Genomic DNA, 22,971 nt, shown 5'->3' with positions numbered 1-22,971 from the left:
TGCTGGCGCCGAGGATGAAATTGCTGCCCACATAGGGCGAGGTGCGCCCGCTGCCGGCCCGGTGGCGGGGAAATGGGGCCGAAAGCCCCGTGACAAAGGGCGAAAAGGCCCGAAAAACCGGGCCGTCGGGGCTGCCGCCCCGTAAAAAATCTCGGCAGGGAAAGAAAATCGGGAATCACGATGAGTTTCTCACCAGCCTGCTAAAGGCGCACCACCAGACCATCCTCAAAACGAGGCGCCACCTCCAAGACTTTTGAACGAAGTTTGGCGAATCGGAACGATTTATCCAGCGCTTTTCCTACGACAAGCCCGAAAAAGCTCCCGATCGAAAATGAGGCTGCAATCACGGTCAGATTACCCTCCGACCCGAACCAGACCCAGGCAATCCAGGCACCGGTAAGCAAGGCAACACCGGCAACAAGAGCGGATGCCCAAGCCTCTTGCAACGGTTGCTCACGCACAACCACGCGTCCATCTGACGTTTCCGCAAAAATCCCGATACGCCGCATGCGTTCAATTTCCATTGGCGCGAACCTCTTCGTATCGCTCAGCCAGCCCAAAACAGCTTCAACACGATTATCACTATTCGGGGGCTCACCAAGATGAGCTGCCTCGGCACTTGGTCCATAAGCTTTTTCAGACGCCTCACCCGGCCGAAGCTCGAACAGCTTCTCTCGCAAAACTTCGAGCGCCTCATCTTCACTGCAGGGGGAGTCGTTTTCAAACGCTTCTCTGATCCGACTTAATGCTCGCATCACGTGCGCATCGGAAGGATCGGTCACTTTATTCCTATCCATTGCCTTCAAACCTCTTGGGGAAAAATGCTGCCAAGTTGCTCTCGACATCAAGCCCTTTGCTTGCAGCCTGGATGCAATGTGAGCGCATCACCTCGAATAAGACATAACGGCCCTCGGAACTCATATAGCCTCCGCATTGCTCCGCAACGTAGGCCTCAAGCTGGTCAAAAATCTTCTTCTCAATCCCTCGGATTGCCTCAGGCCCAAGCACAGACTCCGCCGGTCTCTTCCCAAAAATCACGTAGGAAAGACTGACGCCCATCGCTCCGATGGCCGCCAAGTACGAAGTTCTTGGCTCACGGGCTTCTTTCTCGTACTGGAGCTGGGCAAGACGCTTTACGCCAGCACGCTCGGCGAACTCATCCTGGCTAAGCCCCAAGCGCTTTCGCTCTTCCTTGAGACGTTCACCAAACCCAGGCAGAAATGTTTCGTTTTGTGTAGGCATGTCAGGGATTATAGAAAATATGTTGCACAGTTTCTATACAGGGTGCTAGCGTGTACGCGTTTGCATACAAATTGCACCATGAGCACTTCTCCCCCCTTCCGCACTCCTGAAGAATGCCGCTCCTTGATTGAAGGCAGCGGCATATCCATTGCGGAATGGGCTCGCGAAAACCGCTTTTCGTGCGGCCTCGTCTATCAAATCCTTGAAGGGAAGCGGCGCTGCCTGCGTGGCCAAAGCCACAGGATTGCAGTCGCTCTCGGCTTGAAAGCAGGACATCTGACCGATGTTCAAACGCTCAGTCAGATTCTGTCAGGGCTCCAACAGGAGGAGGAAACCATGTAACAAAAAAATACCGGACTCACCTTTCGGTTCATCCGGCCTTGCCCGCTAGCCACGGAAAAAAATACATCTCACACACAAAGTATCTCCAAGGCAGCCGGCGAAGTCAAGGATTTTTGTCGCCAAAAATTTACATCCAATGACGAAAATATTCGTTTGGATGCTTTTGATTTCACCTTGGAGAAATCATGAAAAAGCGCCACGCAAAAAAACTGGCGGGCACTAACGCCCCAAGCCGCAATTTAGTTGAAGTCTCGCCGCACCGTACCACCGGAGGCCTTCAGGTTGAGGAGCTAACCCCCTATCCGGCTGAATACGAGTCTCCTCACGAGAAGCTTGCGATTCCACGCCTGCTGCTCTGCAGGAACATCAAAAAGGTTTATTCCCAACAAGAACGCACCTACCTCGACCATGAGGGTGTGGAGCGCCAATACACCGCAGATTTCATGGTCGAACACGGCGATATCGAGACGCTCCTCGAAATCAAGCCACTCGAGTTTCTATTTCATCCGGAACATCTCCCAAAGTACCTCTCGATCGCCAAGCACTTTCGGAAGACCAAGCAAGCATTTGCGTTCATTGTTGATGAACAGCTGTTTTGCGAACCCCAAAAAACCAACACCAATATATTGATGCGTTATCTGACCTCACCACTTCCCAGTGAGGCATTGGTTCGGGTAACAGAAGCATTTCAGCGCAAGCAGACGATGGCGATCTCAGAACTCTGCGATACGGCATCTTGTTCGCTGGCCGAAGCCTACACACTAATAGCGCAACGCTGGCTTTGCTTCGACTGGTCCCAAAAACTGACCAAATCAAGTTTGGTTAGCCTCCCCGATCAACCATTGAAGGGATTGTTCCTTGAAGATATTTTGCGTTCGACCCGGCATGGTGATCTTCTGGCAGCGCTGGCTTTGGGTCGTGGAACGCCAGATCAATACCGACTGGAAACTACGACGGCTCTGCGACAGACTCGTCCACCTCTTACCCCATGGAATTTTGTTGGAGGATTTTCAAAGGCGGCGCCTCTTCGTGATCTCGGAGCGACGGAGCTCAGTCCTAGAAAATCTTGGGAGCGACGAGATCGCGCACCTGGTCAAGCAACTAAGCCTAACAACGCCTAGTCCGGAGGAGCCGACATGGGATCATTTTTCCTCCAAAAAGGGCTTGTTATCTCCTACCAGGGCCAGATTTTCGAATACGACAGTCGGTCTGCCAACGAAATCTATTTCGAAAACCAAAAAACCGGCCAAAAAATAACGCTAACGGAATCTGCGTTTTGGTCTGCCCACACTTCGCTGCAACTGAAAATTGTTGACGCGTTCTCATCACCGGAAGCTTTGGTGATCAAGCCTGAAAGCACCGAAGTACTCCAAAACTTCCGGGACCTCAATCTCATCCCGGAGAGATACCAACTCAATCACGACCGCAAGATTACGTACATCTCGAAACTGAAGAAGGAAGGCATCACCCGCGGTCAAAAATTCCTGATTGCTGATAGCGCTGCAAGAATTGCGAAGGAAATTGCAGATCCGCTCGGCCCTCCTGGCACTTCGACGATATCGAAATGGTGGAAGGAGATAGACGCATCGGGAGGCGACCTCCTTGTTGTCATCAATGGCAACAGTTTCAGGAAGTGCACCAAGCGCCTCGACAAGGAAAGTGAGGAATTTCTTCAGAATCACATCGACGACTACTACGCACAATCCAGCCAACCAACTGTCGTTGGTGCGCACCGAGATTACGCCAATAAGCTAAAGACCGAAAACGCCGAACGAGCATCCCAGGATCGCCCTCTGCTAACGAAAGCCAGTGAGCGAACGTACGGAAACCGCATTGATGATCGCCCCAAAGAGGAGGTGATGATCGCTCGCTTGGGACGAGAAGAAGCCAGGCGCTATTTCAAAATGGCCAAGGGGCACCTTCCTGCGGATCATCCCTTGGATGTTGTCGAAATTGATCACACGCCGATGAATCTCTACGTCATCGACGACCATGCGCTGCTACCGCTTGGCAGGCCGTGGCTCACGGCTATCAAGGATCGCTATTCGGGCGTTTTGCTCGGATTCTACGTTTCGTTCCAGAAAACCGGACTGAGCTCAATTTTTGGAGCGATCAAACACTCACTCTCCTCGCACCACTTCGCCTATGAGTTGTGGCCAGATATCGAGAATCCTTGGCCTGCGTTTGGCCGAGCCGTCTATTACGCATCTGACCGCGGGGCCGATTTCATCTGCCAGCGCTACCGAAATGCAATCAAAGCGCTGGGCTCATTCTGGGAGTACTGCGAACGAAGAACCCCTTGGTTGAAAGGATCAATCGAGCGCTTCTTTCTCACATTGGAACAAACGTTCTTTGAGTCAATGCCGGGTCGAACCTTTGCCTCACTTGAAAAGCGTGGGGACTACGACTCTGTCAATCAAGCCGTCGTTCGCTTTTCAACGTTGATCTATCTGCTTCACAAGTGGGCGGCAGATTTTCACAACATTCAAACCAACGTACGAAACCAGGCTGCACCACTCGAACTATGGCAAAGCGGTATCGAAACGGCCCCTCCACCCTACCCGTGTTCAATTGACGAACTGAATATCGTCCTAGGCGAGCATCACACAGGGGCTCTGTCTCAAGAAGGAATCCGATTTTCTTGGCAAACCTACGCCGACGACCAACTGGAGGCCCTGATGAAGGACATCGGCCGCGGGAAAACAGTCAATTACGTTGTCTGCGATGAAGACCTTGGCCAGATTTACGTCGAGCATCCTGCGACACATAAATACCTATGCGTTCCCTCGACACGACCGGAGTACAGCAAGGGCTTGAGTCGTTTTCAGCACAAGTTCATCCGGGCCGAAGCCACGGTTCGATTGGAAAAATCGACGGCCGTTGATACGTTGATCGAAACCCGTAGCCGTATCCAGAACGTGCTTGCAGAAGAGTTGGAGACCAAAAAGAGCGCCGGCAAGGTCCTGTTAGCTCGCCTTGCAGGCATCAATTCGAATAACACGCTAACTGGCGAGACGCGAACAATCCTGACCCCCTTAGGAGAGAACGGAAACCTAACGCCACCGCCGAATTTGCCTTCGTTCACGAACGTCCCAAGTTACGCGTGGGGGTCGTAATGAATACGATGGCAGATTTGCAATCGGAGCATCTGTTTGCAGAACCGACACCGGATATCGTCCCAGCACTAGATCCTCAACAGGAACGTGCTCGCGCCATGGCCGGAACTCCGGCTGATCGTGCTCAGTACGTACTGGATGTACCCATTGCCTTCGATGAGTACCGGAGAGCCAACAAATACATAGATGCGCTTCTCACCAGGGCTAAAGTTGCGAAAAAGCCAGGGGGGCTTTGGATCATCGGCGAAGGAGGACGTGGGAAGTCGTTCATTCTGGAACGGCTTCTCAAGCGGCTCAAACCGATCGAAGGCGATCATCGCAGACTCTGCCCCGTTCTTTACCTCACCTTCGAGGCCCGTCCCAATATCGGGGAAATCTACATACGGCTTCTCATGCAATTAGGACAGGACCCACGCAGCATGAAAGGATTGAATCTCAAAGAACTGCGCGACACCTTACGCGACGCTGTTCAAACTGCAGGCGTGTTGCTGATCGCTTTCGATGAAGCACAGCACCTTTGGGTGCTGGCTTCAAAGAAAGGCAAAGGAGATGCAGGAGGCGCACTAGGAGCGACCTTGAAACGACTGTACGAAATTCTTGGCGTGGCTTTTATTTTCATCGGCACCCCTCCTCTCGATGAAATCAGGCGACAGGACGAGCAAACAACACGCTGGCCGGGACTGTCGTTTCTAAAGGCATTTTCTTTTAACGAAGAGTTTCTAGGCATCCTCGCCACACTCGATGAGTGCCTACCGATGCCAGAAAAATCCAATCTTATCGACAGTAAGCTTTCCAAAGCGATATTCGACTCGTGTCGAGGAAGTTTTCGACTACTCAAGATGCTATTGGCAGAAGCGGTCCGTACTGCCAGCCAGAAAGGAAAACCACGAATTTCTCGCGAACATCTCGCAGAAGCCCACTTTCTGGTTCATTGCTCAGAGGAAACCCCTTTTGGACCAGTACCGCTTAATTAATCGAACACAGCCCTACCCGTTCGAATCGCTGCGGGGTTTCCTGATGCGCTGCGCCGGTGCCAATCACTACCGTAGCCATCAGGAAATTCTCCAATACGCGCTAGGCGCCAGTTCAACGAATCCGCAGGTTGAGCAAACCGAGATTCCACGGCTCGCGATATACACGCGGAACAGCGTGAACGAGCTTAGCCAACTCTCGGGCATGTCTCGAAAAGTCCCCAGGAAAGGGCGCGAATGGAAAATCCTCGGTGAATGGCTGAGCAAATCGACCTTTCTCAAACTCAGACATGCTCCAATTTGCCATCGATGCCTGCAAGAACAGCCCTTCCTACAGGGAGCATGGCACCTGGCTTTCAATACCGCTTGCTGGAAACACAGGTGCCAATTGATCGATCGCTGCCCTCAATGCAAGAGGCAACTTGCCCTTTCTAGACGCCAGCCCGAATACTGCGAATGCGGATTCGATCTTCGCAAGAGTGAGTCGCTGCCCGCAGAGGCAGAGCAACTACTCATTGCCCGGATCATAGCCAATCGTTCCGATGGCCCGTTGAATCTTGATTCAGCCTGCATTCCAGCCTACCAGGTCGAAAATCTCGCACGCCTGAGCCTTGACGGGTTATGCCACAGCCTCTGGTTTCTCGGCCATCACCTACTGGGTAATTTTCCACTCAGCCAAGGTAGTGGTCTCCGCAAACTTGATGACCGAGAAACCCGAGAGATGATCGCCGCGGTTTGCTGGCTTCTATCTGACTGGCCATCCCGGCTGAATCAAGCTTTGTTGAGGCAAATTGCGCTCAATTCAAAGTGGTCTGGAGACAATGCCACCATGCGCCTGCTCGGTCCGATTCAGCGGTATTACGAATCCCATATTGGCTCGTGTGATTTCAGGTTTATCTCGAGTCCATACGAAGCATTCGTCCGACAACTGGTGAAACAGGCTGAAATCAAAACTCGGCCCTCCCGGCTCGACTCCCCGCAACTGGAACTTGATCTAAGCTGATATGGCACGAGAAGAGATGATCGCCAGGTCACTCGAAGCGCTCGGCGAGTTGGCCTCGATTTACGGAGAGAGTTGGAATCCTCGCGTTGCCAGAGCTTATGACTTTCCTTCGCCGCTGCCAGGAGAAGCGGTCAGCTCGTGGCTGATTCGTTATGCCATAAGGAAGAATTGCTCTCCCGGAAAAGTTCTCGACTGGATCGGCGTCTCTTGGCAGAAACCAATTTTTTGGTTGGATTTTGATCGGGAAGCACTGCCTTGGGATTACCTCGGCAAATTGATAAGCACACCTGCTACACCCCTGAAAGAACTGGTTCCAGATAATGGCGACCTTCTCTTGGGGCCGGCTTTGTTGTGCCTGCATACCGATCCCATGCGCATGCTCCCGCACCTTCGCTACTGTCCGCAATGCCTGGCAAGCGACACCATCCCGTATTACCGGAGCAGTTGGCGCTTGGCTTCCAACTGGATCTGTCAAAAGCATGGGTGCGTCATGCGCGACTACTGCCCGGTCTGCCAACAACCCCTGTTCTGGCATTACAGTCCCCGCAACCGAACACGCATCCTGGATTTACGAATGTGCCACCACTGCGGAGGAGACCTCTGCCCACCCCAACAAGCAGACGACTTGCTTCCTTTTTGGCTAAAAGCAGAACTTCACTCAATCCAGAGGGAATTCGCCTACAACCTCGGTTGCCACGGCGATCACGAGGCTTTACTGACACCGCATTCGGGATCCCCAAGCCCTCCTGATCGCCCTGTGATGAATGCTGAAACTGCATTTGAAAAACTAGCGCAGGTCATCCGAATATTGGACTTTTCTGCGAAGCCGGATTTCCCTGGGCCATATGTCGGGGTTGGCATCGAGGCGAAGGCGCTATTTGGACGAGCTACTGGTCAGATTTGCAGCTCGCTGATGGAGCAGCAAAACCTATTTGGAACAACTCTCTGGTGGTCAGGCGAGAACGTCCTGAAAAATGCGCTCAGACAAACTTGGTCGCGGCAGGACTTCGACCGAACAAAGCAGTGGGTGATTCGCTACTGCAATCACTCTACCCAAATACAGCATTGCTGTTCATTGTCGTAAAAATAGCAATTGCCGTTTTAGCAGCAACGCGAACCGTTGCTAGCAATTAATGAATACGGTCCACTCCGCAGTGGGTAGCCCCACTTTCATCGACAACAGAAAATCCAGAATTCCTTCGGTTCCATGTCGTGTCTGCGGAAGGCCCTTTCCTCAAGATGACGGTGTGCCGACTTGGCACTACTCTAATCGAAAGGAATGACAATGACGACCAAGACTTCAGCCCCCAAGGCTCCGGCCACTCCGATGACCCAGACTGCAGCCGCGCGTATCCAGAGCGCGACGGCCAAGGCCGGTGGGGTGTCCAAGGGTAGCTTTGCCGCGCGCGCTCAAAGTGCGGGGGCAAAGGGTGGTAAGCACTAATTAGAGAGGGGGCGGGAAATACCCGCCCTGATAAACATGAGCAAAGAAACCATCATCCCACGCCTAGGCAATCTTCTCAGAGCCCTGATCAAAGCTGCTGGATACCGGCCCCTCGTTTTGCAGACCGGTCAAGACAAGGATCTCGATGACCTTGCCAACGAGGACGATGAACGTCAGAGCAGCAGGTTCGACAGACTGCAATCGATAGAAGATAGCTGCACGGACGCACTCGCCAAAGATTGTGGTCACGAATGGGCAGAAACCTTCCGCTACGCTTGGTTTCGGACCGCCGAGGCGCTGCAAGGATTGGCTCAGAACCTGGACGTCACCCCGCTGAGCACCGCCGAGGGGCAAAGGCTGATCTCACAGCACTTCACGGCGCCGATGCTTGCCGGCTTCCTCACCCTTGCAGCCAGCAGGAGAACCGCTCCAGATTTCGAACAGTGGTGCACCTCGCCGTTCAAAGCCTGGCTGGCCTTCGCTTCGCATCACACCAAAGTACCCCAAGAGAAGCTGCTCACGAATCTGGGTAACGAACTCGATGCCGACCCAAGAACGATCGAACGCTGGCTTGTTGGGGAACCCGTGGGCAAGCTTGGTTGGCCCTATGCACCCAAGGTTGCGGCGGCGATCGGCAAGGACGCATCAGCACGGGAGATCCCTCTCCTGTCGGGATGGCTCCTGCTGGCCTGCGCCTACCAATCGCTATCGACCGAGTTGCGGGATGTCGTGAAGCGCAACCTGAGTCTGCGGAGCCAACAACCATGGGGGCTCGAAGACGCCTCGCGCGCCATCAGCCAGGCGAGCCACCGCGCAGGCGATGTTCCTCTGCGTCGCCAGGCGATTCCGCTGCTCGAAACGATTCTGATGATGTTCTCGACCAAGGAGCATGACAAGAAGACTCTTCAAGATAGACTCGATCAGCTTCTGGGCCTGATTGAGCGGGCCGATCCCGCCTTACAGTCCGCCTATCGCTACATCCACGCTTGGTTTGCCGCGCGGAACGCAGCGCTGCTGGGCAAAAAGGAGGCCGCCCTCGACCTCTACGCCGAATCGGTTTCCGGCGCATGGTGGCAGGCCGGGCAGAATCAACACCCGATCCTGAATGAAGCATTGCTGTACGCGGTTGGCGTCGGGGATAAGGACGCTGCCAATGGTTACTGGGACAAAACGTTCATGCTTGGACTGAACCGGCGCCCGAAGCGCCCACTGGATACTCAGGAACTGCGTCGCATCGCCTTTAGCTTCGAACAGATGTTTGCTCCCCAGAAGGCGAAGGATCGAATTCCTCCCCGAGTGGAAATCCGAAGCACTGACGATGCCTTTAATCTCGGCAAAAAACACATCGCCAACCCCAATCAGAAAATCAAGTATGCCGAAGGTAGAACACGTCGGACGCCACTAATGGTCGCGATTCAGGAAGGCACGCTTGATGACGTCAAACAGTTGCTCGCTGCCGGTGGCGACCCGAATGACTTTATTCCGGAATCGGGTGAAGGCCCGCTTTCCTACGCTATGCGTCGAGCCTGTGATCGAAAAGACACACTCATCATGGAGTATCTGTTGGGCCAGAATCTCTCGCAAGAGACGGTCAATCGGCCGGCCTCAACGAAGCGCGAAACGCCGCTGAAGATTGCCATCGAAATGGCCAATGCACCTGCCGTGACGAGATTGATTGAGCTTGGCGCCGAAGTCGAACAGCACTGTGACTATCTCCCTTCTGCACTTTGTTATGCGATGGTACTTCTCCACGGTAGCTTGCACCGGGATGACCCGACTCAGGAGCAAGCTTATTTCTCCGGCAAGACGCGTGCTGATTCCTACGATGCGAAGGAAGGGGCGGCACTCGATATAGATCTTTCCAAAAGACGGCAGCGACTCTACGACCTTAAAAACGCCTCCGAAAGGAATCGCCAACTCTTCAGCGCAGTTCTGGACTATTTCGTTCGCCCCTCTGCTGACTACCGTGCGGTAATTCAAGCCCTATTGGCGGGTGGTGCCGATGCCAACCGGCGCTACCGCGTGGAAGCTCATGACCTTGCAGAATGGACTCCGACTCTTTTCGCAGCGCAGGTAGGGGACCTCGAAACGTTCAGAATGCTGGTCGAACACACGGGAAATAATCGTGGAGATCCCGATCTGACCTTGATGGCACCTAGCCACCTCGAACGCTTTGACGCCCTTTGGGTAGCCATTGACCACGGGCAACACGCCATCGCCTCCTACCTTATGGAACGCGAGAAGAGAAACGGCATCACCTAATCCACACCCATAAATTTTTGAGAAATACATTCGGCGACGTGTCGGGTATGTGTAGCCAACAAATCCGATCCTCATGGTTGCTCAACAACCTTGGGGATCATTCATGCACTACTGCAACAACAAAGACATCAACCTCCTAATCAAGGAAATGCTACGGAACGGATGGAGTTTTGAGCCAGGACGACATGGCAAACTTCGCCATCCAGAAGGGATCGGATTTATCACCTTCCCTAAAACACCTAGTGACCACCGATGCATGAAAAACATGCTTCGTGATATTCGACGGCTCGAATCGACGAGAAATCTAACTTCGGTCAGCAAACGCGCTTTATAAGTGAGCTTCGGCTGACTCCCAGCCCCAGCAGCTACTCGGCCTTTGCCGACGTTGGCTGATCGGTCAATCTCAGTCAGCAGTCCGGCAGCAAGCTGCCGTTAGGGCCTACATCATGGCGACCGGCAGCTTTCTCATTTAGCGGACACGTACTCCTGGCTAGGAGCGGACGGTCAGCGGCGCTCCAGAATCAGCCCCTCACTGCAGACATTCAACATCTCCAAGGAGTCCAGAATATGAGCGGTAGGCCAGTGGTTGTTCTCGACCTTGACGGCGTTATCATCAAGTTAAATCTCCTCAAGTACAAAGCGATGTTCGCTGACTATCCAGACAAGCTTGCTGCCATCGCTGCTGACATCCTCGGCAACGAAGGCGTTGTTGTCTATCCATTTGGCGGGACAGCAGAACGTAGCAACCAAATCTGAAAGGGCCTCGTAAATGGCCGACTACACAACGGACCTACAAGCGGCGATAGCATCGTACGCACAAGACAAGCAGATCATCACCTTCAGCCCGGCGATGCTTATCCTGCCCCGCGATGGAGCGCGCGTGCACTTCGAGACTGTCGTGCAGATAAGCTACTTCTTCCACGAGTGGATTCACTACCTCCACAACGTGTCGACGGTTCACGGCATGTCTGCGTATTCGAGCTTCATCGGCCTGTGGAACGCCTTCCGGCACACGACGGACGAGTTGGGGTTGGGTCAAGGCAGGTTTATCACCTCGTCGGCCGAAGAGTTGAAGACGCGCGCCTACTTGGACGTTATCTGGAGTACGCGCCGCCCGGCCGACAAGCCGCTGCTCGGGGAGCTGTCGGTGGACATGTGCAGCATCGTGTCGTGCAAGCCGGCAGGGAATTTTAACGGCATCCCGGACCACCTCGACGTATCCGTCGAGGTAACCAACAAGCTGGGTGATGTCGCGATCTATCCGAAGGTGATCGGCCCCACCGAGATCATCGAGTCGGTCGCCTTTCTGCTAGAAAGTCATTTTCTGGTTCGCGGATTTAACCATCCGCCGTCATCTGCACCCGTCTTCCCGTACCACGCGCTCCCCTTGCTGGCGCGACACATCGCGCCGGAACTCGACGATAAGACTGTCTTGATGTGCGGCTTGGCCAGCCTTCAGAGCACTTTACCGACCGACGCAGTGATCCAATTCCTGAAGGTGTGCCACGAGCTTGGGAAGAAAGAAAAGGACGCCATCGCATGGCTGACTGTTGAGACTGTCCAGCAGCTGAGGCTCAACGAACCGTCATTGCGTGCTGGCCTGAAGGAAATTCACGACATGTTCCCCGCTCCTGGCGGCGTGGAGAGGGCCGTGAAGGAGAGCGTCGCCTTCATGGAGAAGAACCTCGACTTGCGGTTGGACAACCCGTTCTTCGAGCTCGACTTCGTCGACCAGATCCGCGAGGCCGATCCCGACAACTTCGATCAACTCATGAATCGCCTGATGCAGACTCACGGCATTTGCAGTTGTCGCCAGGAGCGGGCTGGGTTCGATGATGAGATCGAAAGGGATGATCTATTCAACTTCGCGGTCGCTGCCGGTGACGACAGGTTGACCGACGCGCGGTTGGCCATGCTCGCATCGGTGGACTTCCTAATTCGTCACCTGCTGGCTGACGGCAGTTTTATGGCGACAGCCGATCTACAGAATCGCAAGTGCCCATTTTTCAGCTCATGTCGGCAGTCAACCCGACGCGACCATGCAACGGACTGCGCAACCCAACCTTGGAAATCCGTCCATACCAGCCCTCCAAATCCCTGCAGCTATGCACAAGGCGTGCTGCACTTCCAGCCTGGCGAGCTCAAGTCAAGGCCTGGTGACTGATGTTCGTCTACATCCGGCTTCTGCCGGTTCGTTGAACGATGCGTACCTGATAGGAGCTCGCGCTATTTCGGAGTCCTCGAACGCAGCGCGCTCCTTGGGCAATTTGGGTGCGCTGCGGAAAATCAGGCTTACCGCCTCTTCATCGCTGTGAACAACGGCATGTGCTCACCCTTGAAAAACGAAGGTCAGCTTTAGAACTGCTGAAATGACAGCAACGGGTCGGCACTTCGCGTTCGCCAAACCGAAAAGCTCCCGTCCAACGCTATTCACTGCGGAACGGCTGGCGACCGGCACATGGCCGACCTAGTCACGGCGCAGGCCCAATGACAGCAAAGGCCGATCAGCGGAAGCTAGTTAATCAGCTATGCATCCGACGAAGTCCGCAATGCTTCAGGCGTTTACAGGGTGGCTAAACAAACCGAGGCTCAAGTTGAGTTGCGGAGAGCCGGAAGAATCTCAACTTAACGTGCAAAAGCGTGATGACCTAGGTTTGCGAGACTCAACAGCGAACATGGGAATACAAGGGGCCTCTATCTCGATTTAAGCTGCGGACGAGAGGGGTTTCGGCGGCAGCTTAAATCGAGATTTCCGCAGCTCAGGTCGGGATCGCCGAGCGTTGGGCCGCAAAGGTTTCGAAGGCCCGATCAACTCCGAGAGCCCAAAATCCAGCGATTTCGTGGGATTGAGTTTTCCAGTCAAGCCAAACAGGCTGTGGCTACAAGTCGTTCAATCTGGATGCATGAGGAATGTCAGTTACGCGTTAATGCATTGCTTTCATTGTTCCGATATCCTGACATGCTCATTCCAAGAGGCATTCCGTACATGGAGCCCAACACGCATCTCGTCTGCGCGGCCGCATTATTCTGCGGTCTGATCGCAACCGCCACAGCTGATGATGCCCCCAGTGCTACCCCCTATCGCCCAACCATTTCTAACCCGGCAGAGCTTTCCGCGCCAGGCTGGCTTGAACTGGAAATGGGCTGGAACCGCCAGAACAACCGATCTGATCGTCGGCAAGCTCTGCCTTACACAGCCAAGCTGGCCTTGGATGAGGAATGGGGCATTCTTGTCAGCGGCGAGGCCTTCATCCGAGAGTCCGGTAGCGAAGCCAATGGAAACGGTTTCGGCGATACCAGCTTCATTATCAAGCGACGTTTCGCCACCGCCGACGAAAATCTGAACTTTGGCATTGAGGCCGGGCTGAAACTGCCGACCGCACACCACCAACTCGGGAGTGGCAAGACCGATTGGAGCATCAACGGGATCGTCAGTTATGACTTTGACGACTCATGGCGCCTCGACGTCAATCTGGGAGTAACTCGCCTTGGCGCCCGTGCGCTTGAAGAGGGCCTGACAAGCACACTCTGGGCTGCCGCCGTGTCGAAGAGTTTCGGAGACTGGGGGGTGGCCGTCGAACATTCAGGTACCTATCAGCGTGGCTTGCCCAACGGCAGGCAGTGGCTCATCGCCACGAGCTATGCAGTGAGTCCGCGATTCGTGCTGGATATGGGGGCTACGCACGACCGCCGAGACCGCGAAACCGGCCATTCGCTTTTTTTTGGTTTCACCTGGTTGGCAAGCCGTCTGTTTTGATCGGTCGAAACTGCTCTAATTCTCAGCCGATTGCAGGATGACCAGACAAACCGAGGCTCAGGTTACATTGCAGAGAGCCGGGATCAGCCGATCCAAGCAGGTCCCCGCTCCTGACCCGGCCTCTTCCGCCGCCAGGGAAGCACTTAGCCGGTGGCGGCCCCGCCACTGCCCGCTCCCCTCTTGCGGCGCCACAGCCGGCGGCCCCCCCATCCCAGCAGGATGAGAAGGAGCAGCCAGGGGATCAGGAAAGCGAGGCTGGTGATGGCAAACGAAGCCCCCTGGGACAGGTTGCGGCCGAAGTCCGACAGGGCCAGGCCTATGGGTTTCCAGAAGGCGCCATGTGCATCGGTACTGATGTGCACCCGGAGTATTTCCGTCTCCACCCGCTGCCGCAGCTGCGCATGTTTTCCCTCCAGGGCCTCAAGCTGGCTCTGAACCTCGGCCAGCTCCCGATTCACCTTGATCAGCGCATCAACATCATGGCTGGCGCGGCTTCCCAGGGTTTCGAGTCTGGCCCGGTACTCCTTGAGCATGGCCAGCTTCCTGGCGGTGTCGGCAATCGGCGCTTCCAGGTCTTCGGCGGTAGTGGACTGATCGGTCACCTGGGTCTGCCCAGCCAGGACCGCAACGATTTTCCTGATGCCCTCCGGCCTGGCCCGGAACTTCAGGGAGGCCGAGGCACTCCGCCCGGAGCGGACATGGGACTCCAGCAAGGTGCACAATTCTTCGGCCGCTTCACGGCAGGCAGCCTGGGCTGCGGCCACCACCGGAGCCAGCTGCTGCTCCCCGGTTTCCAGCGCCAGGGAATGCTCGTAGGCCAGGAACGAAGCGGTCTTGCCGCTTGGCGCCAGGTCCATGGTGGCCGAAGCCTCCTCCTTGGCACAGCCGGAAAGCGCCAGCAGGATCAGCAGGAGAGGTAACAAGGCTTGCATGGGCACTCCGGGAACAGGGGACCATTTACATGGCCGAGGGACGGATGGCAGGCCGGCCCGGGTTTCAAGATGGGCCATGGTAGCGGATCGGCCATGCGCATGTCTTACCTCTTGCGGAATTCATGCCGCCCCGCTCCCCCCGGGCTCGACGGTAGCACGCAAGCCCGTGAAAGGCCGGGTGAAAGGTAGCCCGTTAAAGGTATGGGTACAGCACCGGCACAGGGGAACAAGGCTGGAAGGCCCCATCGACGGGTCCACGAGCTGAAGGAGGCCGTCAGCGTCCACATACATGCCGCTGAAGTAGCTGGATTCGCCGATCAGGACATAGGGCCTGCGCTGATGCTCATGCAAGGCCACCAGCCAGAATATGGGGTCGGGGCGGTCGAGCCGGCTTACCGCCTCCGCATGAACCTCATTCCACTTCCGGCCAACGTTGGCGAGCAGGAATTTGAACAACGGGGTGTAATCAAGTCCCCGCCGCCGCCGGCCGTGCATGGTTTCACGGGGCTGCTCATAACACCCCCTGGCCTTGCTGTTGCGTTGGTCGCGATAGTTCCCACCCTTGGCATGATGAACGCCATGGGCCGTGGTATTCACTTTGCGATAGAGGGGCGCTTTGCGCGGAAACATCACAGGGCGGCAAGCCGGGAATACAAGTCAGCTTTCCATGGAGATGGAGCCGATCTTCCCTGCCTGATCAAAACACACGGAAACCACATACTGGGTCACCTCCCCGGGCAAGGTGAAATCGAAATACTCCATGTCGTTTTCGCCCCAGGCTCCGCTGAACAGGAGCAGGCCCAATACTGCCGAGGGCTCCGGGGTCTCCGTCCCGAGCTGCTGCAGCCAGTAGCCGGCCGGAAGCGCTTCGAGGTGATGCTCGATGAACAAGTCGACGCTGTCCGAAGCCGCAGCCGTTCCAAAGGACTGCTTGATGGCGTCCAAAGCCAGTTGCTGCCGTCTCTGTAGTTCGAGGGTATCCATGCTGCTCCTGATGCTAGATTGGCGGCCGAAACCGGCCCTGGGGTAGGACATGATAAAGAAATAACTGCGCATGCCTAGTGGCGGGGCCTTCATGTGATAGCCCCATCATTGGCAACCCCTTCTGAAGGCGGAAGCGTACCATCACCCCCGGCCACACCGCTGAGCCTTGCCGCCAGGGGCGGCGCTTGGGTGACACCCCTTAGACGACTTTCTAGCCCCATCATGGTCAAGATTTTTGAAATCCTCGCCGAGCGACGCATCACCGAGGCGGTGCAGCGAGGGGAGTTGGACGACCTGCCCGGGGCGGGCAGGCCGCTGGAGTTCGAAGAGGAGCCCTTCGTCTCTCCGGAACAGCGAATGATGAACCGGGTACTGAAGCAGGCGGGCTTCACCCCCACCGAGGTGGGCCTGCGCCGGGCCATCGGGGAATTGCGCCAGGAACTGGCGGCCACGCCGCCGGGCAAGGCCCGTCAGGCCCTGCAGGAAAAGCTGGCCTGGTCCCTGCTGCAGCTGGGCGAGGCGGGCAAGGGCCCCTGAGCCTGCCCCGAGAGCGCCACACAGGAGTATCTTGCGGGTACACGCCACACAAGGAGGTGTCCCATGAGCAACAAGCACCTGCATCTGCTGGAGACCATCTTCCGGGACCCGCTGCCCAGCAACCTGCACTGGCGCGAGGTGGAATCCCTGCTGGAGCATCTGGGCGCCCAGGTGGAGCCGGGCCACGGGGCCCGCTTCAAGGTCCTGCTCCGGGGCAAGGAATTCACCCTGCACCATCCCCATCACGGCAACGAACTGCAGCGCCAGGACGTGAAACACCTGCGCGAAGCCCTGGCGATAGCAGGGGTGAGTCCTTCCCGCTATGCCCAGGAACAGGCCTGATCAGGCCTTGAGCAGTTCTTCCCGCCCCCCCAGCCAGCGCTCCAGGTGCAGGGCCGCCTTGTCCGGCGCCTGGGCCAGCAGTTCCTCGGCCAGGGCCCGGGCTGTTTCCACCAGCTCCGCATCCAGCTCCAGGTCGGCGTAGCGCAGCAGGGGCACGCCGCTCTGGCGGCTGCCGATGAATTCCCCCGGACCGCGCAACTGCAGGTCCTGGCGGGCGATCTCGAAACCGTCCGTGTGTTCGAAGATGATTTTCAGGCGGGCCTTGGCCGTATCCGACAAGGGCTCGGCGTAGAGCAGGATGCAGCTGCTTTCATGGACGCCCCGCCCCACCCGGCCCCGCAACTGGTGCAGCTGGGAAAGGCCGAAGCGCTCCGCGTGCTCGATCACCATCAGGCTGGCATTGGGCACATCCACCCCCACCTCAATCACCGTGGTGGCCACCAGCAGATCCACCTCCCCGGCGGCGAAGGCGGCCATCACCGCCTGTTTTTCTCCGGCCTTGAGACGGCCGTGCACCAGGCCGATGGCCAGCTCCGGCAGTTCTTCCTGCAGCCAGGCATGGGTGTCCAGGGCGGTCTGCAGCTGCAGGGCTTCGGATTCCTCGATCAGGGGGCAGACCCAATACACCTGCCGGCCTTCCTCCACCTTGCGGCGCACGTAGTCCATCACCTGGTCGCGCCGGTCGTCCCGGGCTAGACGGGTGCGGATCGGGGTACGCCCCGGCGGCAGCTCGTCCAGGACCGACACGTCCAGGTCAGCGTAGTAGCTCATGGCCAGGGTGCGCGGAATCGGGGTGGCGGACATCATCAGCTGGTGGGGCGAGCCCCCCTTCTGGCGCAGGGCCAGGCGCTGCTGCACGCCGAAGCGGTGCTGCTCGTCGATGATGGACAGTCCCAGGCGCTCGAAATCCACCCCTTCCTGGATCAGGGCATGGGTGCCCACCACCAGGCCGGCACTGCGGGCCGCCTCGGTCTGGGCCTGGCGGGCCTTGCCCTTGATGCTGCCGGTGAGCCAGGCCACCTGCACCCCCAGGGGGTCGAGCCAGGAACGCAGTTTCAGGTAATGCTGCTCGGCCAGGATTTCCGTGGGCGCCATGAAGGCGGCCTGCCAGCCGGATTCGATGGCCTGGCAAGCCGCCAGGGCCGCCACCAGGGTCTTGCCCGCCCCCACATCCCCCTGGAGCAGGCGCTGCATGGGATAGGGCTGGGCCAGATCGGCGCCGATCTCGGCCACGGCCCGCTCCTGGGCCCCGGTCAGGGCGAAGGGCAAGGCGGCCTTGAGCTGGCTGGCCAGGGCGCCGCTGCCCGGCAGCAGGGGCGCGCCGATCTCGCGCCGGGCCCGGTAAGCCTGACGCAGGGAGAGCTGCTGGGCCAGCAGCTCATCGAGCTTGATGCGCTTCCAGGCCGGATGGTTGCGGCTGCAGAGGGCCTCCAGCCGGGCCCCGGCCGGGGGCGCATGCAGGGTCCGCAAGGCCTCCCAGAGGTCGGGCAGGCTCTCCCGGGCGAGATAGTCGGGGGGCAGGATTTCCGCCAGGGGCGGGCCCGAGAGGGATTTGCCGATCAGCCGGGCCAGGGCCGTCTGGGCCAGGCCTGCGGTGGTGGGGTAGACGGGGGTCAGGGTCTCGGGCAGGGGGGTGTCCGGGCGCACCACCCGGAAGCGGGGGTGCACCATCTCGGAGCCGAAGAAGCCGTGCCGCACTTCACCGCTGCAGCGCACCCGGTTGCCGGGGCTGAGGGCGGTCTGCTGACTGGGATAGAAACTCAGGAAGCGCAGCACCAGAGTAGCGCTGCCGTCGCTGATATGAGCCACCAGCTGGCGCCGGGGACGGAACTGGACCTCGGCGGCGAGCACCTCGCCCTCCACCTGCACGGTGCCCGTCCAGGGGGCTTCGGCGATGGGGGTGATGCGGGTTTCGTCCTCGTAGCGCAGGGGCAGGTGCAGCAGCAGGTCCTCCCGCCGCCGCAGTCCCAGGCGCCGCAGCTTGTCCTGCAGCCCCGTGGCCTTCTTGCCCCCGGCGCCGGAGGCAGGGGTCTTTACGCGCCCAGGCACATTACCGCGTCGGCTTCCACCAGGGCGCCCTTGGGCAGCTCCTTCACCCCCACGGCGGCGCGGGCCGGGTAGGGCTCGCTGAAATAGCGGGCCATGGTCTCATTCACCTTGGCGAAGTTGCCCAGGTCGGTGAGGTAGACGTTGAGCTTGACCACATCGGCCAGGGAGCCCCCGGCCGCCTCGGCCACGGCCTTGAGGTTCTCGAATACCCGCACGATCTGAGCGTCGATGCCTTCCACCAGGGTCATGGCAGCGGGGTCCAGGCCGATCTGGCCGGAGAGATAGACGGTATGGTCTACCCGGACCGCCTGGGAGTAGGTTCCGATGGCGGCAGGCGCCTTGTCCGTGGAAATGATCGTTTTTGCCATGGCGTTGTCTCTATCCTGAAGCGATGAAATGAGGAATGGTAAATGAGCACGCCGATAATCCAAAACCTGGAAAAACTGCTGGACGGCCCCCGGGATGGGGCCCTGCTGCGCTACGCCCTGGGCAACGAGTGGCTCAAGGCAGGGGAACCCCGCCAGGCCGCCGCATGCTTTCGCGCCGCCGTGGACCGGGACCCGGGCTATTCCGCCGCCTGGAAGCTGCTAGGCAAGTCCCTGACGGAAGCCGGTGACCCGGCGGCAGCCCTGGACGCCTACCGTCAGGGCATCGCCGTGGCGACGGACAAGGGGGACGTGCAGGCCGCCAAGGAAATGGGCGTCTTCGTGCGGCGCCTGGAAAAACAGCTGGCCGGGCCGGGCTGAGCGCCTGGCCAGCCCTAGTGGCGCAAGAACGCTAACGACGCAGAGGGGGCGGCAGCACGATGCCGTCTATGCCCATGGCCTTCATCTTGGCCTTGGCAGCTTCCGCCTCGGCCTGGGTATTGAAGGGTCCCACCTGAACCCGGGTCTCCAGGGTGGCGGGAATGCCGTTCTGGAGCAGCCGCGCGTGCAGCTCCTGGGCCCGCTGGGTGTTGGTGAATACCCCGGCTTGAACCAGGAAGGCAGGCAGGGAACGGGGCTGGGCAGCCGCAGGGGATGGAGCGGGTGCCGGGGTCGGCGTCGCTGCAGCAGCAGGTTTGCTGGCGGCAGGGGGCGCGGGCGTCGCCGCAGCCGGCTTGGCAGGGGCCGGCTGGGCCGCCGGAGCAGGCTGGGGCTTGCCGGGAGTCGGCGGCTGGACCGGAGCGGGAACAGAGGTGACAGCGGGCGCGGCCCCTTCGGTGGGCGCCGGGACAGTGGCCGGGGGCGGCAGGGGCACCGAGGGCGGAGCCGAGTACTCGGGCACCGCTTCCACCGGAGTCCGGGCTGCGGGCCGGGTCTGGGGCTTTGCCGGGGCAACGGGCCTGGCGGCCTGGGGCGCGGGGCTGGCCGTTGTTGGCGCCGGGGTCGGCACGGGGGCTGCCTCAGGGGGCGGCGGGGTGGTGACGACGGGCGCGCTGTCCGTGCTCACCGGGGGCTGGCCGGGGGCCGCTTCGACGCTGGGCGGCTCGGGCGCCACGGGCGGCGGGACCGGAGCCACCTCGGTCTCCGGAGCCGCCGGCTCCGCTGGCGTCACCGGCTGGGTGGTGGGCCGCTTGGGCGGCACGGGCACCGGCTCGGTGAATTGGGGCGCGTCCACCTCGTCGGGGGTGCTCAGGTAATCAAAGAAGGCCAGCAAGCCCAGCAACACCCCCACCAGGCCGGCGGCAAACATCAGCCGCTTGACGATGCGGGTGCGCTGATCGGGATCAGGGGCCTCGTGTTCGGCTGCGTCTGCGTTCATGGAGAGTTCCCGTCCTTGTTCTTGACCAGGGCCACCACCAGTTCGGCCTCGGCCCGGGCAATGCCGCAGCGCTCCGAAATGGTCAGGGCGTCATGGCCGAGAATGGCCATCTGCATGGCATCACTGTAGAGGGGAGAAGCGTTCTGGGCGGCCCGGGTGGCCAACACCTCCTGCTGGAATTCCTCGCGCAGCCCGGCCATTTCCTCACGCAGGCCGGCCAGGGCGCCACGCAGGGCGTCCATTTCCTCGCGCACCTGCTCCAGTTCCCGCTCCACCCCGTCCATGAAGGCCTGCTGGGCAAACCCGGCGGTATCGGCCGAGGTCCAGGCCGGCTCCGTGTCCGGCCCCCGGGGAGGCATGGCGTAGACCAGAGGCTCCGCCTCGGCCTCCTCCTCATCCCCCAGGTTGTCCAGGGGACTGGCGACCCGGGGTTCCCGCAGGGGCCGCGGCGCTTCCTGGCGGCGGCTGATACGGCGCATGCGCCAGAGCAGCCAGATCATGTAGATGACGATTGCCAGGATCAGGACCAGCAGGATTTCCCGCCAGCCCAGGCTCAATCCCTCCAGGCCCGCCAAGCTCAGCTGCATGCCGTCCCTTCAGCCCGGCCTCAGAAGCTCTGGGTGTATTGCACCCCGAGCACGTGGCCGCTGGCGTCGTAATCGCCCTTGAGGCGCACCCCGGAACCGGTGATGTTGACTTCCGGATCCCGGACCCACTGGTAGGCGTAGCCGAAGTCCAGGGCCGAATCCCGGCCCGGCTTGTACTGGCCGCCGATGCTGAACCAGATGCGGTGGTCGTCGGGCAGCAGCACGCCCCGGTCACCCACGCGCAGGGGGCTGCGGTCGTAGGCCACCCCGAACTTGGCCTTCCAGGCGTCGTTGTACTTGTAGGCGGCACCCCAGGCGAAACGCCAGCTGTCCCGCTCGTAGTCATCCAGGGCACGCCAGCGGGTGTAGGAAAGATCGCCCATGGCCTCCCAGCGGTCGGAAACCTGCTGCCAGACCGAAAGGGTGAAGGTGCCCGGGGTTTTCAGGCGGCCGTCGCTGTCTACGCCCTGGAAGACGGTTCCCTCATCCAGGTTGTACTTGAGGGCGGAGCGGTAGGACACCCCGACCCGCATGGCGGGAGAGAGGGTGAACAGGGCGCCGGCATTCCAGCCCCAGGCGGAATCCTCGTCGGAACGGTGCTGCAGCTGCTCGGCCCCGTTCATCCAGGCGCTGTCCAGCTTGAGTTTCTGGTAGTTGAGGCCGAACCCCAGGGACACCTTGTCGGACACCTTGTAGGCCACGGCGGGGTTGATGTTCAGGGTGCGCAGCTTGGCTTCCACGCCCAGCTGCCGGCCGCGCCAGTCGGCGTCGTACTCGGTGTGCAGGCTGTAGGGGGAGGAAATGCCCAGGCCCACCACCCAGGAGGGATTCACGGCCCAGGACAGGTAAGCATTGGGGAGGCCGCGCCAGTCGCCGGCATCGCCGCCGTCACCGCCGCTGAGCCCGTAGGAGCCCTGGTTGCTGAATTCGTAGCTGTGGCGCACGCCGACCAGACCCAGGGAAACCTGGCGAGCCGGCAGACGAGTCATGCCGGCCGGGTTGTAGTAGATGGTGCTGGCGTTGTCGGCCACCGCAGCGGAGCCCGCATAGGCGGTGCCGATGCCGCTGGCGTTCTGTTCCAGGGCCTGGAAGCCGCCGGCCAGGGCTGCTCCCCCGTGGGTGACGGCGAAGGCGGACAGCAGGGTGGCCGCCAGGGCGTGCATTTTTTTCATGTGCTTGCTCATGGATTTGACGCTATGACCCGCGAATTCTACGCATTTTCCCGGGGAACGTCGCGCTTGTTGCCGTCCGGACCCATGGCCACATAGGTGAGTGTTGCTTCCGTCACCTTCACCGTGACGGGGTTCTGGGGATGGCGTTCGGCATAGACTTCCACGGCGATGGTCATGGAAGTGCGTCCGACGCTGAGCACCCGGGCGTAGAAGCTGACCAGATCGCCGGAGGATACCGGCTGGTGGAACTGGAAGGCATTCACCGCCACCGTGGCCACCCGGCCCCGGGAATAGCGCATGGCCTCGACGCCGCCAGCCAGGTCCACGTGGGCCATGACCCAGCCGCCGAAGATGTCGCCGAACATGTTTTCTTCCTTGGGCATGGGGACCAGGCGCAGGACGGGTTGCCTCTCGGGCAGACGGACGGGTTCATCGATCACGGCAGCGGCTCCGGTAGAAAATGATGGATTTTCCCGGATTCCCGCGAC

24 protein-coding genes are annotated in these 22,971 nt (G+C 59.2%); 13 read left to right on the top strand and 11 right to left on the bottom strand.

From position 1 onward, the window contains the following. Window positions 1–200: 200 nt before the first annotated feature. Together G474_RS23595 and G474_RS22265 are read right to left on the bottom strand one after the other, a co-directional pair. Window positions 201–782: a hypothetical protein gene (locus G474_RS23595; protein ID WP_156919322.1), complete on the bottom strand. Its 582-nt coding sequence runs from the start codon at window positions 780–782 to the stop codon at window positions 201–203. Window positions 783–789: 7 nt separating this feature from the next. Beyond that, a complete protein-coding gene (locus tag G474_RS22265) occupies window positions 790–1,242 on the bottom strand; it encodes a helix-turn-helix domain-containing protein (protein WP_156919321.1) in 453 nt (150 codons plus the stop codon). A 78-nt stretch (window positions 1,243–1,320) separates the two neighbouring features. Between G474_RS22265 and G474_RS22930 the strand changes: the two genes are divergently transcribed. The 10 genes from G474_RS22930 (at window position 1,321) to G474_RS21365 (ending at window position 14,137) form a co-directional block, all read left to right on the top strand. Then, window positions 1,321–1,584 carry a DNA-binding protein gene (locus G474_RS22930; protein ID WP_084513826.1) on the top strand — a complete coding sequence of 88 codons (264 nt, stop codon included), beginning with the start codon at window positions 1,321–1,323 and terminating at the stop codon, window positions 1,582–1,584. Between the two features lie 185 nt (window positions 1,585–1,769). Then, entirely contained in the window at window positions 1,770–2,705 is a 936-nt protein-coding gene (locus G474_RS23590; RefSeq protein ID WP_156919320.1) for a hypothetical protein, read from the top strand. Between the two features lie 15 nt (window positions 2,706–2,720). Beyond that, entirely contained in the window at window positions 2,721–4,700 is a 1,980-nt protein-coding gene (locus G474_RS21370) for a DDE-type integrase/transposase/recombinase (RefSeq protein ID WP_051282391.1), read from the top strand. After that, window positions 4,700–5,674: a TniB family NTP-binding protein gene (locus G474_RS22925; RefSeq protein WP_084513825.1), complete on the top strand. Its 975-nt coding sequence runs from the start codon at window positions 4,700–4,702 to the stop codon at window positions 5,672–5,674. Before G474_RS21370 ends, G474_RS22925 begins: the two co-directional genes overlap by 1 nt. Next, on the top strand, window positions 5,652–6,674 hold the full coding sequence (locus tag G474_RS22920; RefSeq protein WP_084513824.1) for a TniQ family protein: 1,023 nt from the start codon (window positions 5,652–5,654) through the stop codon (window positions 6,672–6,674). The genes G474_RS22925 and G474_RS22920 overlap by 23 nt, the downstream gene beginning before the upstream one ends. A gap of 16 nt (window positions 6,675–6,690) precedes the next feature. Further along, window positions 6,691–7,758, top strand: a complete 1,068-nt coding sequence (locus G474_RS22915) for a TniQ family protein (protein WP_169729539.1) — start codon at window positions 6,691–6,693, stop codon at window positions 7,756–7,758. Window positions 7,759–8,154: 396 nt separating this feature from the next. Beyond that, on the top strand, window positions 8,155–10,380 hold the full coding sequence (locus G474_RS0117115; protein WP_026688040.1) for an ankyrin repeat domain-containing protein: 2,226 nt from the start codon (window positions 8,155–8,157) through the stop codon (window positions 10,378–10,380). Between the two features lie 567 nt (window positions 10,381–10,947). Then, window positions 10,948–11,136, top strand: a complete 189-nt coding sequence (locus G474_RS0117105; RefSeq protein WP_026688038.1) for a hypothetical protein — start codon at window positions 10,948–10,950, stop codon at window positions 11,134–11,136. A 13-nt stretch (window positions 11,137–11,149) separates the two neighbouring features. Then, window positions 11,150–12,544, top strand: a complete 1,395-nt coding sequence (locus G474_RS0117100) for a hypothetical protein (protein WP_026688037.1) — start codon at window positions 11,150–11,152, stop codon at window positions 12,542–12,544. Between the two features lie 822 nt (window positions 12,545–13,366). Then, the gene (locus G474_RS21365) at window positions 13,367–14,137 is read left to right on the top strand and encodes a transporter (protein ID WP_169729538.1); all 771 of its coding nucleotides are present in this window, start codon (window positions 13,367–13,369) and stop codon (window positions 14,135–14,137) included. 143 nt (window positions 14,138–14,280) lie between these two features. On the opposite strand, the gene G474_RS0117090 is transcribed toward G474_RS21365, so the two are convergent. The 3 genes from G474_RS0117090 to G474_RS0117080 form a co-directional block, all read right to left on the bottom strand. Then, entirely contained in the window at window positions 14,281–15,069 is a 789-nt protein-coding gene (locus G474_RS0117090) for a DUF4349 domain-containing protein (RefSeq protein ID WP_026688036.1), read from the bottom strand. A gap of 120 nt (window positions 15,070–15,189) precedes the next feature. Next, window positions 15,190–15,699, bottom strand: coding sequence for a hypothetical protein (locus tag G474_RS21360; protein ID WP_051282389.1), 510 nt, complete (start codon window positions 15,697–15,699; stop codon window positions 15,190–15,192). A 27-nt stretch (window positions 15,700–15,726) separates the two neighbouring features. Continuing rightward, the gene (locus tag G474_RS0117080) at window positions 15,727–16,053 is read right to left on the bottom strand and encodes a DUF2004 domain-containing protein (protein ID WP_026688035.1); all 327 of its coding nucleotides are present in this window, start codon (window positions 16,051–16,053) and stop codon (window positions 15,727–15,729) included. Between the two features lie 222 nt (window positions 16,054–16,275). Between G474_RS0117080 and G474_RS0117075 the strand changes: the two genes are divergently transcribed. Further along, window positions 16,276–16,590, top strand: coding sequence for a DnaJ family domain-containing protein (locus tag G474_RS0117075; RefSeq protein WP_026688034.1), 315 nt, complete (start codon window positions 16,276–16,278; stop codon window positions 16,588–16,590). Window positions 16,591–16,653: 63 nt separating this feature from the next. Continuing rightward, entirely contained in the window at window positions 16,654–16,932 is a 279-nt protein-coding gene (locus tag G474_RS0117070; RefSeq protein WP_026688033.1) for a type II toxin-antitoxin system HicA family toxin, read from the top strand. Here G474_RS0117070 and recG read toward each other — a convergent pair whose 3' ends face one another. Together recG and G474_RS0117060 are read right to left on the bottom strand one after the other, a co-directional pair. Continuing rightward, the gene (gene recG, locus G474_RS0117065) at window positions 16,933–18,981 is read right to left on the bottom strand and encodes an ATP-dependent DNA helicase RecG (protein ID WP_026688032.1); all 2,049 of its coding nucleotides are present in this window, start codon (window positions 18,979–18,981) and stop codon (window positions 16,933–16,935) included. It abuts the gene before it with no gap. Next, complete coding sequence (locus tag G474_RS0117060) at window positions 18,966–19,349, bottom strand: RidA family protein (RefSeq protein WP_026688031.1); 384 nt, start codon at window positions 19,347–19,349, stop codon at window positions 18,966–18,968. The genes recG and G474_RS0117060 overlap by 16 nt, the downstream gene beginning before the upstream one ends. Before the next feature lie 42 nt (window positions 19,350–19,391). Between G474_RS0117060 and G474_RS0117055 the strand changes: the two genes are divergently transcribed. Next, on the top strand, window positions 19,392–19,727 hold the full coding sequence (locus G474_RS0117055) for a tetratricopeptide repeat protein (RefSeq protein ID WP_026688030.1): 336 nt from the start codon (window positions 19,392–19,394) through the stop codon (window positions 19,725–19,727). Window positions 19,728–19,758: 31 nt separating this feature from the next. Here G474_RS0117055 and G474_RS0117050 read toward each other — a convergent pair whose 3' ends face one another. The 4 genes from G474_RS0117050 to G474_RS0117035 are packed head-to-tail and all read right to left on the bottom strand — an operon-like array spanning window position 19,759 to window position 22,866. Then, window positions 19,759–20,724: an SPOR domain-containing protein gene (locus G474_RS0117050; RefSeq protein WP_026688029.1), complete on the bottom strand. Its 966-nt coding sequence runs from the start codon at window positions 20,722–20,724 to the stop codon at window positions 19,759–19,761. Beyond that, window positions 20,721–21,311 (bottom strand): DUF2802 domain-containing protein, encoded by a 591-nt coding sequence (locus G474_RS22260; RefSeq protein ID WP_051282388.1) that lies wholly within the window; start codon window positions 21,309–21,311, stop codon window positions 20,721–20,723. The genes G474_RS0117050 and G474_RS22260 overlap by 4 nt, the downstream gene beginning before the upstream one ends. A 20-nt stretch (window positions 21,312–21,331) precedes the next feature. After that, window positions 21,332–22,483 carry an OmpP1/FadL family transporter gene (locus tag G474_RS0117040; RefSeq protein WP_026688028.1) on the bottom strand — a complete coding sequence of 384 codons (1,152 nt, stop codon included), beginning with the start codon at window positions 22,481–22,483 and terminating at the stop codon, window positions 21,332–21,334. A 38-nt stretch (window positions 22,484–22,521) separates the two neighbouring features. Beyond that, window positions 22,522–22,866, bottom strand: coding sequence for an acyl-CoA thioesterase (locus tag G474_RS0117035; protein WP_084513827.1), 345 nt, complete (start codon window positions 22,864–22,866; stop codon window positions 22,522–22,524). Window positions 22,867–22,971: the final 105 nt, after the last annotated feature.

Source organism: Azovibrio restrictus DSM 23866 (assembly GCF_000429665.1).
GTDB lineage: Bacteria > Pseudomonadota > Gammaproteobacteria > Burkholderiales > Rhodocyclaceae > Azovibrio > Azovibrio restrictus.
The sequence above is the reverse complement of the archived record's forward strand: the minus strand, read 5'-3'. Positions and strand labels throughout refer to the sequence as shown.

Excerpts from the sequence above, each read along its gene's own strand:
- G474_RS22265 (WP_156919321.1), bottom strand. The coding sequence starts at position 1,242 with ATGCCTACACAAAACGAAACATTTCTGCCTGGGTTTGGTGAACGTCTC.
- G474_RS22930 (WP_084513826.1), top strand. The coding sequence starts at position 1,321 with ATGAGCACTTCTCCCCCCTTCCGCACTCCTGAAGAATGCCGCTCCTTG.
- G474_RS23590 (WP_156919320.1), top strand. The coding sequence starts at position 1,770 with ATGAAAAAGCGCCACGCAAAAAAACTGGCGGGCACTAACGCCCCAAGC.
- G474_RS21370 (WP_051282391.1), top strand. The coding sequence starts at position 2,721 with ATGGGATCATTTTTCCTCCAAAAAGGGCTTGTTATCTCCTACCAGGGC.
- G474_RS22925 (WP_084513825.1), top strand. The coding sequence starts at position 4,700 with ATGAATACGATGGCAGATTTGCAATCGGAGCATCTGTTTGCAGAACCG.
- G474_RS22915 (WP_169729539.1), top strand. The coding sequence starts at position 6,691 with ATGATCGCCAGGTCACTCGAAGCGCTCGGCGAGTTGGCCTCGATTTAC.
- G474_RS0117115 (WP_026688040.1), top strand. The coding sequence starts at position 8,155 with ATGAGCAAAGAAACCATCATCCCACGCCTAGGCAATCTTCTCAGAGCC.
- G474_RS0117105 (WP_026688038.1), top strand. The coding sequence starts at position 10,948 with ATGAGCGGTAGGCCAGTGGTTGTTCTCGACCTTGACGGCGTTATCATC.
- G474_RS0117100 (WP_026688037.1), top strand. The coding sequence starts at position 11,150 with ATGGCCGACTACACAACGGACCTACAAGCGGCGATAGCATCGTACGCA.
- G474_RS21365 (WP_169729538.1), top strand. The coding sequence starts at position 13,367 with ATGGAGCCCAACACGCATCTCGTCTGCGCGGCCGCATTATTCTGCGGT.
- G474_RS0117090 (WP_026688036.1), bottom strand. The coding sequence starts at position 15,069 with ATGCAAGCCTTGTTACCTCTCCTGCTGATCCTGCTGGCGCTTTCCGGC.
- G474_RS21360 (WP_051282389.1), bottom strand. The coding sequence starts at position 15,699 with ATGTTTCCGCGCAAAGCGCCCCTCTATCGCAAAGTGAATACCACGGCC.
- G474_RS0117080 (WP_026688035.1), bottom strand. The coding sequence starts at position 16,053 with ATGGATACCCTCGAACTACAGAGACGGCAGCAACTGGCTTTGGACGCC.
- G474_RS0117075 (WP_026688034.1), top strand. The coding sequence starts at position 16,276 with ATGGTCAAGATTTTTGAAATCCTCGCCGAGCGACGCATCACCGAGGCG.
- G474_RS0117070 (WP_026688033.1), top strand. The coding sequence starts at position 16,654 with ATGAGCAACAAGCACCTGCATCTGCTGGAGACCATCTTCCGGGACCCG.
- G474_RS0117060 (WP_026688031.1), bottom strand. The coding sequence starts at position 19,349 with ATGGCAAAAACGATCATTTCCACGGACAAGGCGCCTGCCGCCATCGGA.
- G474_RS0117055 (WP_026688030.1), top strand. The coding sequence starts at position 19,392 with ATGAGCACGCCGATAATCCAAAACCTGGAAAAACTGCTGGACGGCCCC.
- G474_RS0117050 (WP_026688029.1), bottom strand. The coding sequence starts at position 20,724 with ATGAACGCAGACGCAGCCGAACACGAGGCCCCTGATCCCGATCAGCGC.
- G474_RS22260 (WP_051282388.1), bottom strand. The coding sequence starts at position 21,311 with ATGCAGCTGAGCTTGGCGGGCCTGGAGGGATTGAGCCTGGGCTGGCGG.
- G474_RS0117040 (WP_026688028.1), bottom strand. The coding sequence starts at position 22,483 with ATGAAAAAAATGCACGCCCTGGCGGCCACCCTGCTGTCCGCCTTCGCC.
- G474_RS0117035 (WP_084513827.1), bottom strand. The coding sequence starts at position 22,866 with ATGCCCAAGGAAGAAAACATGTTCGGCGACATCTTCGGCGGCTGGGTC.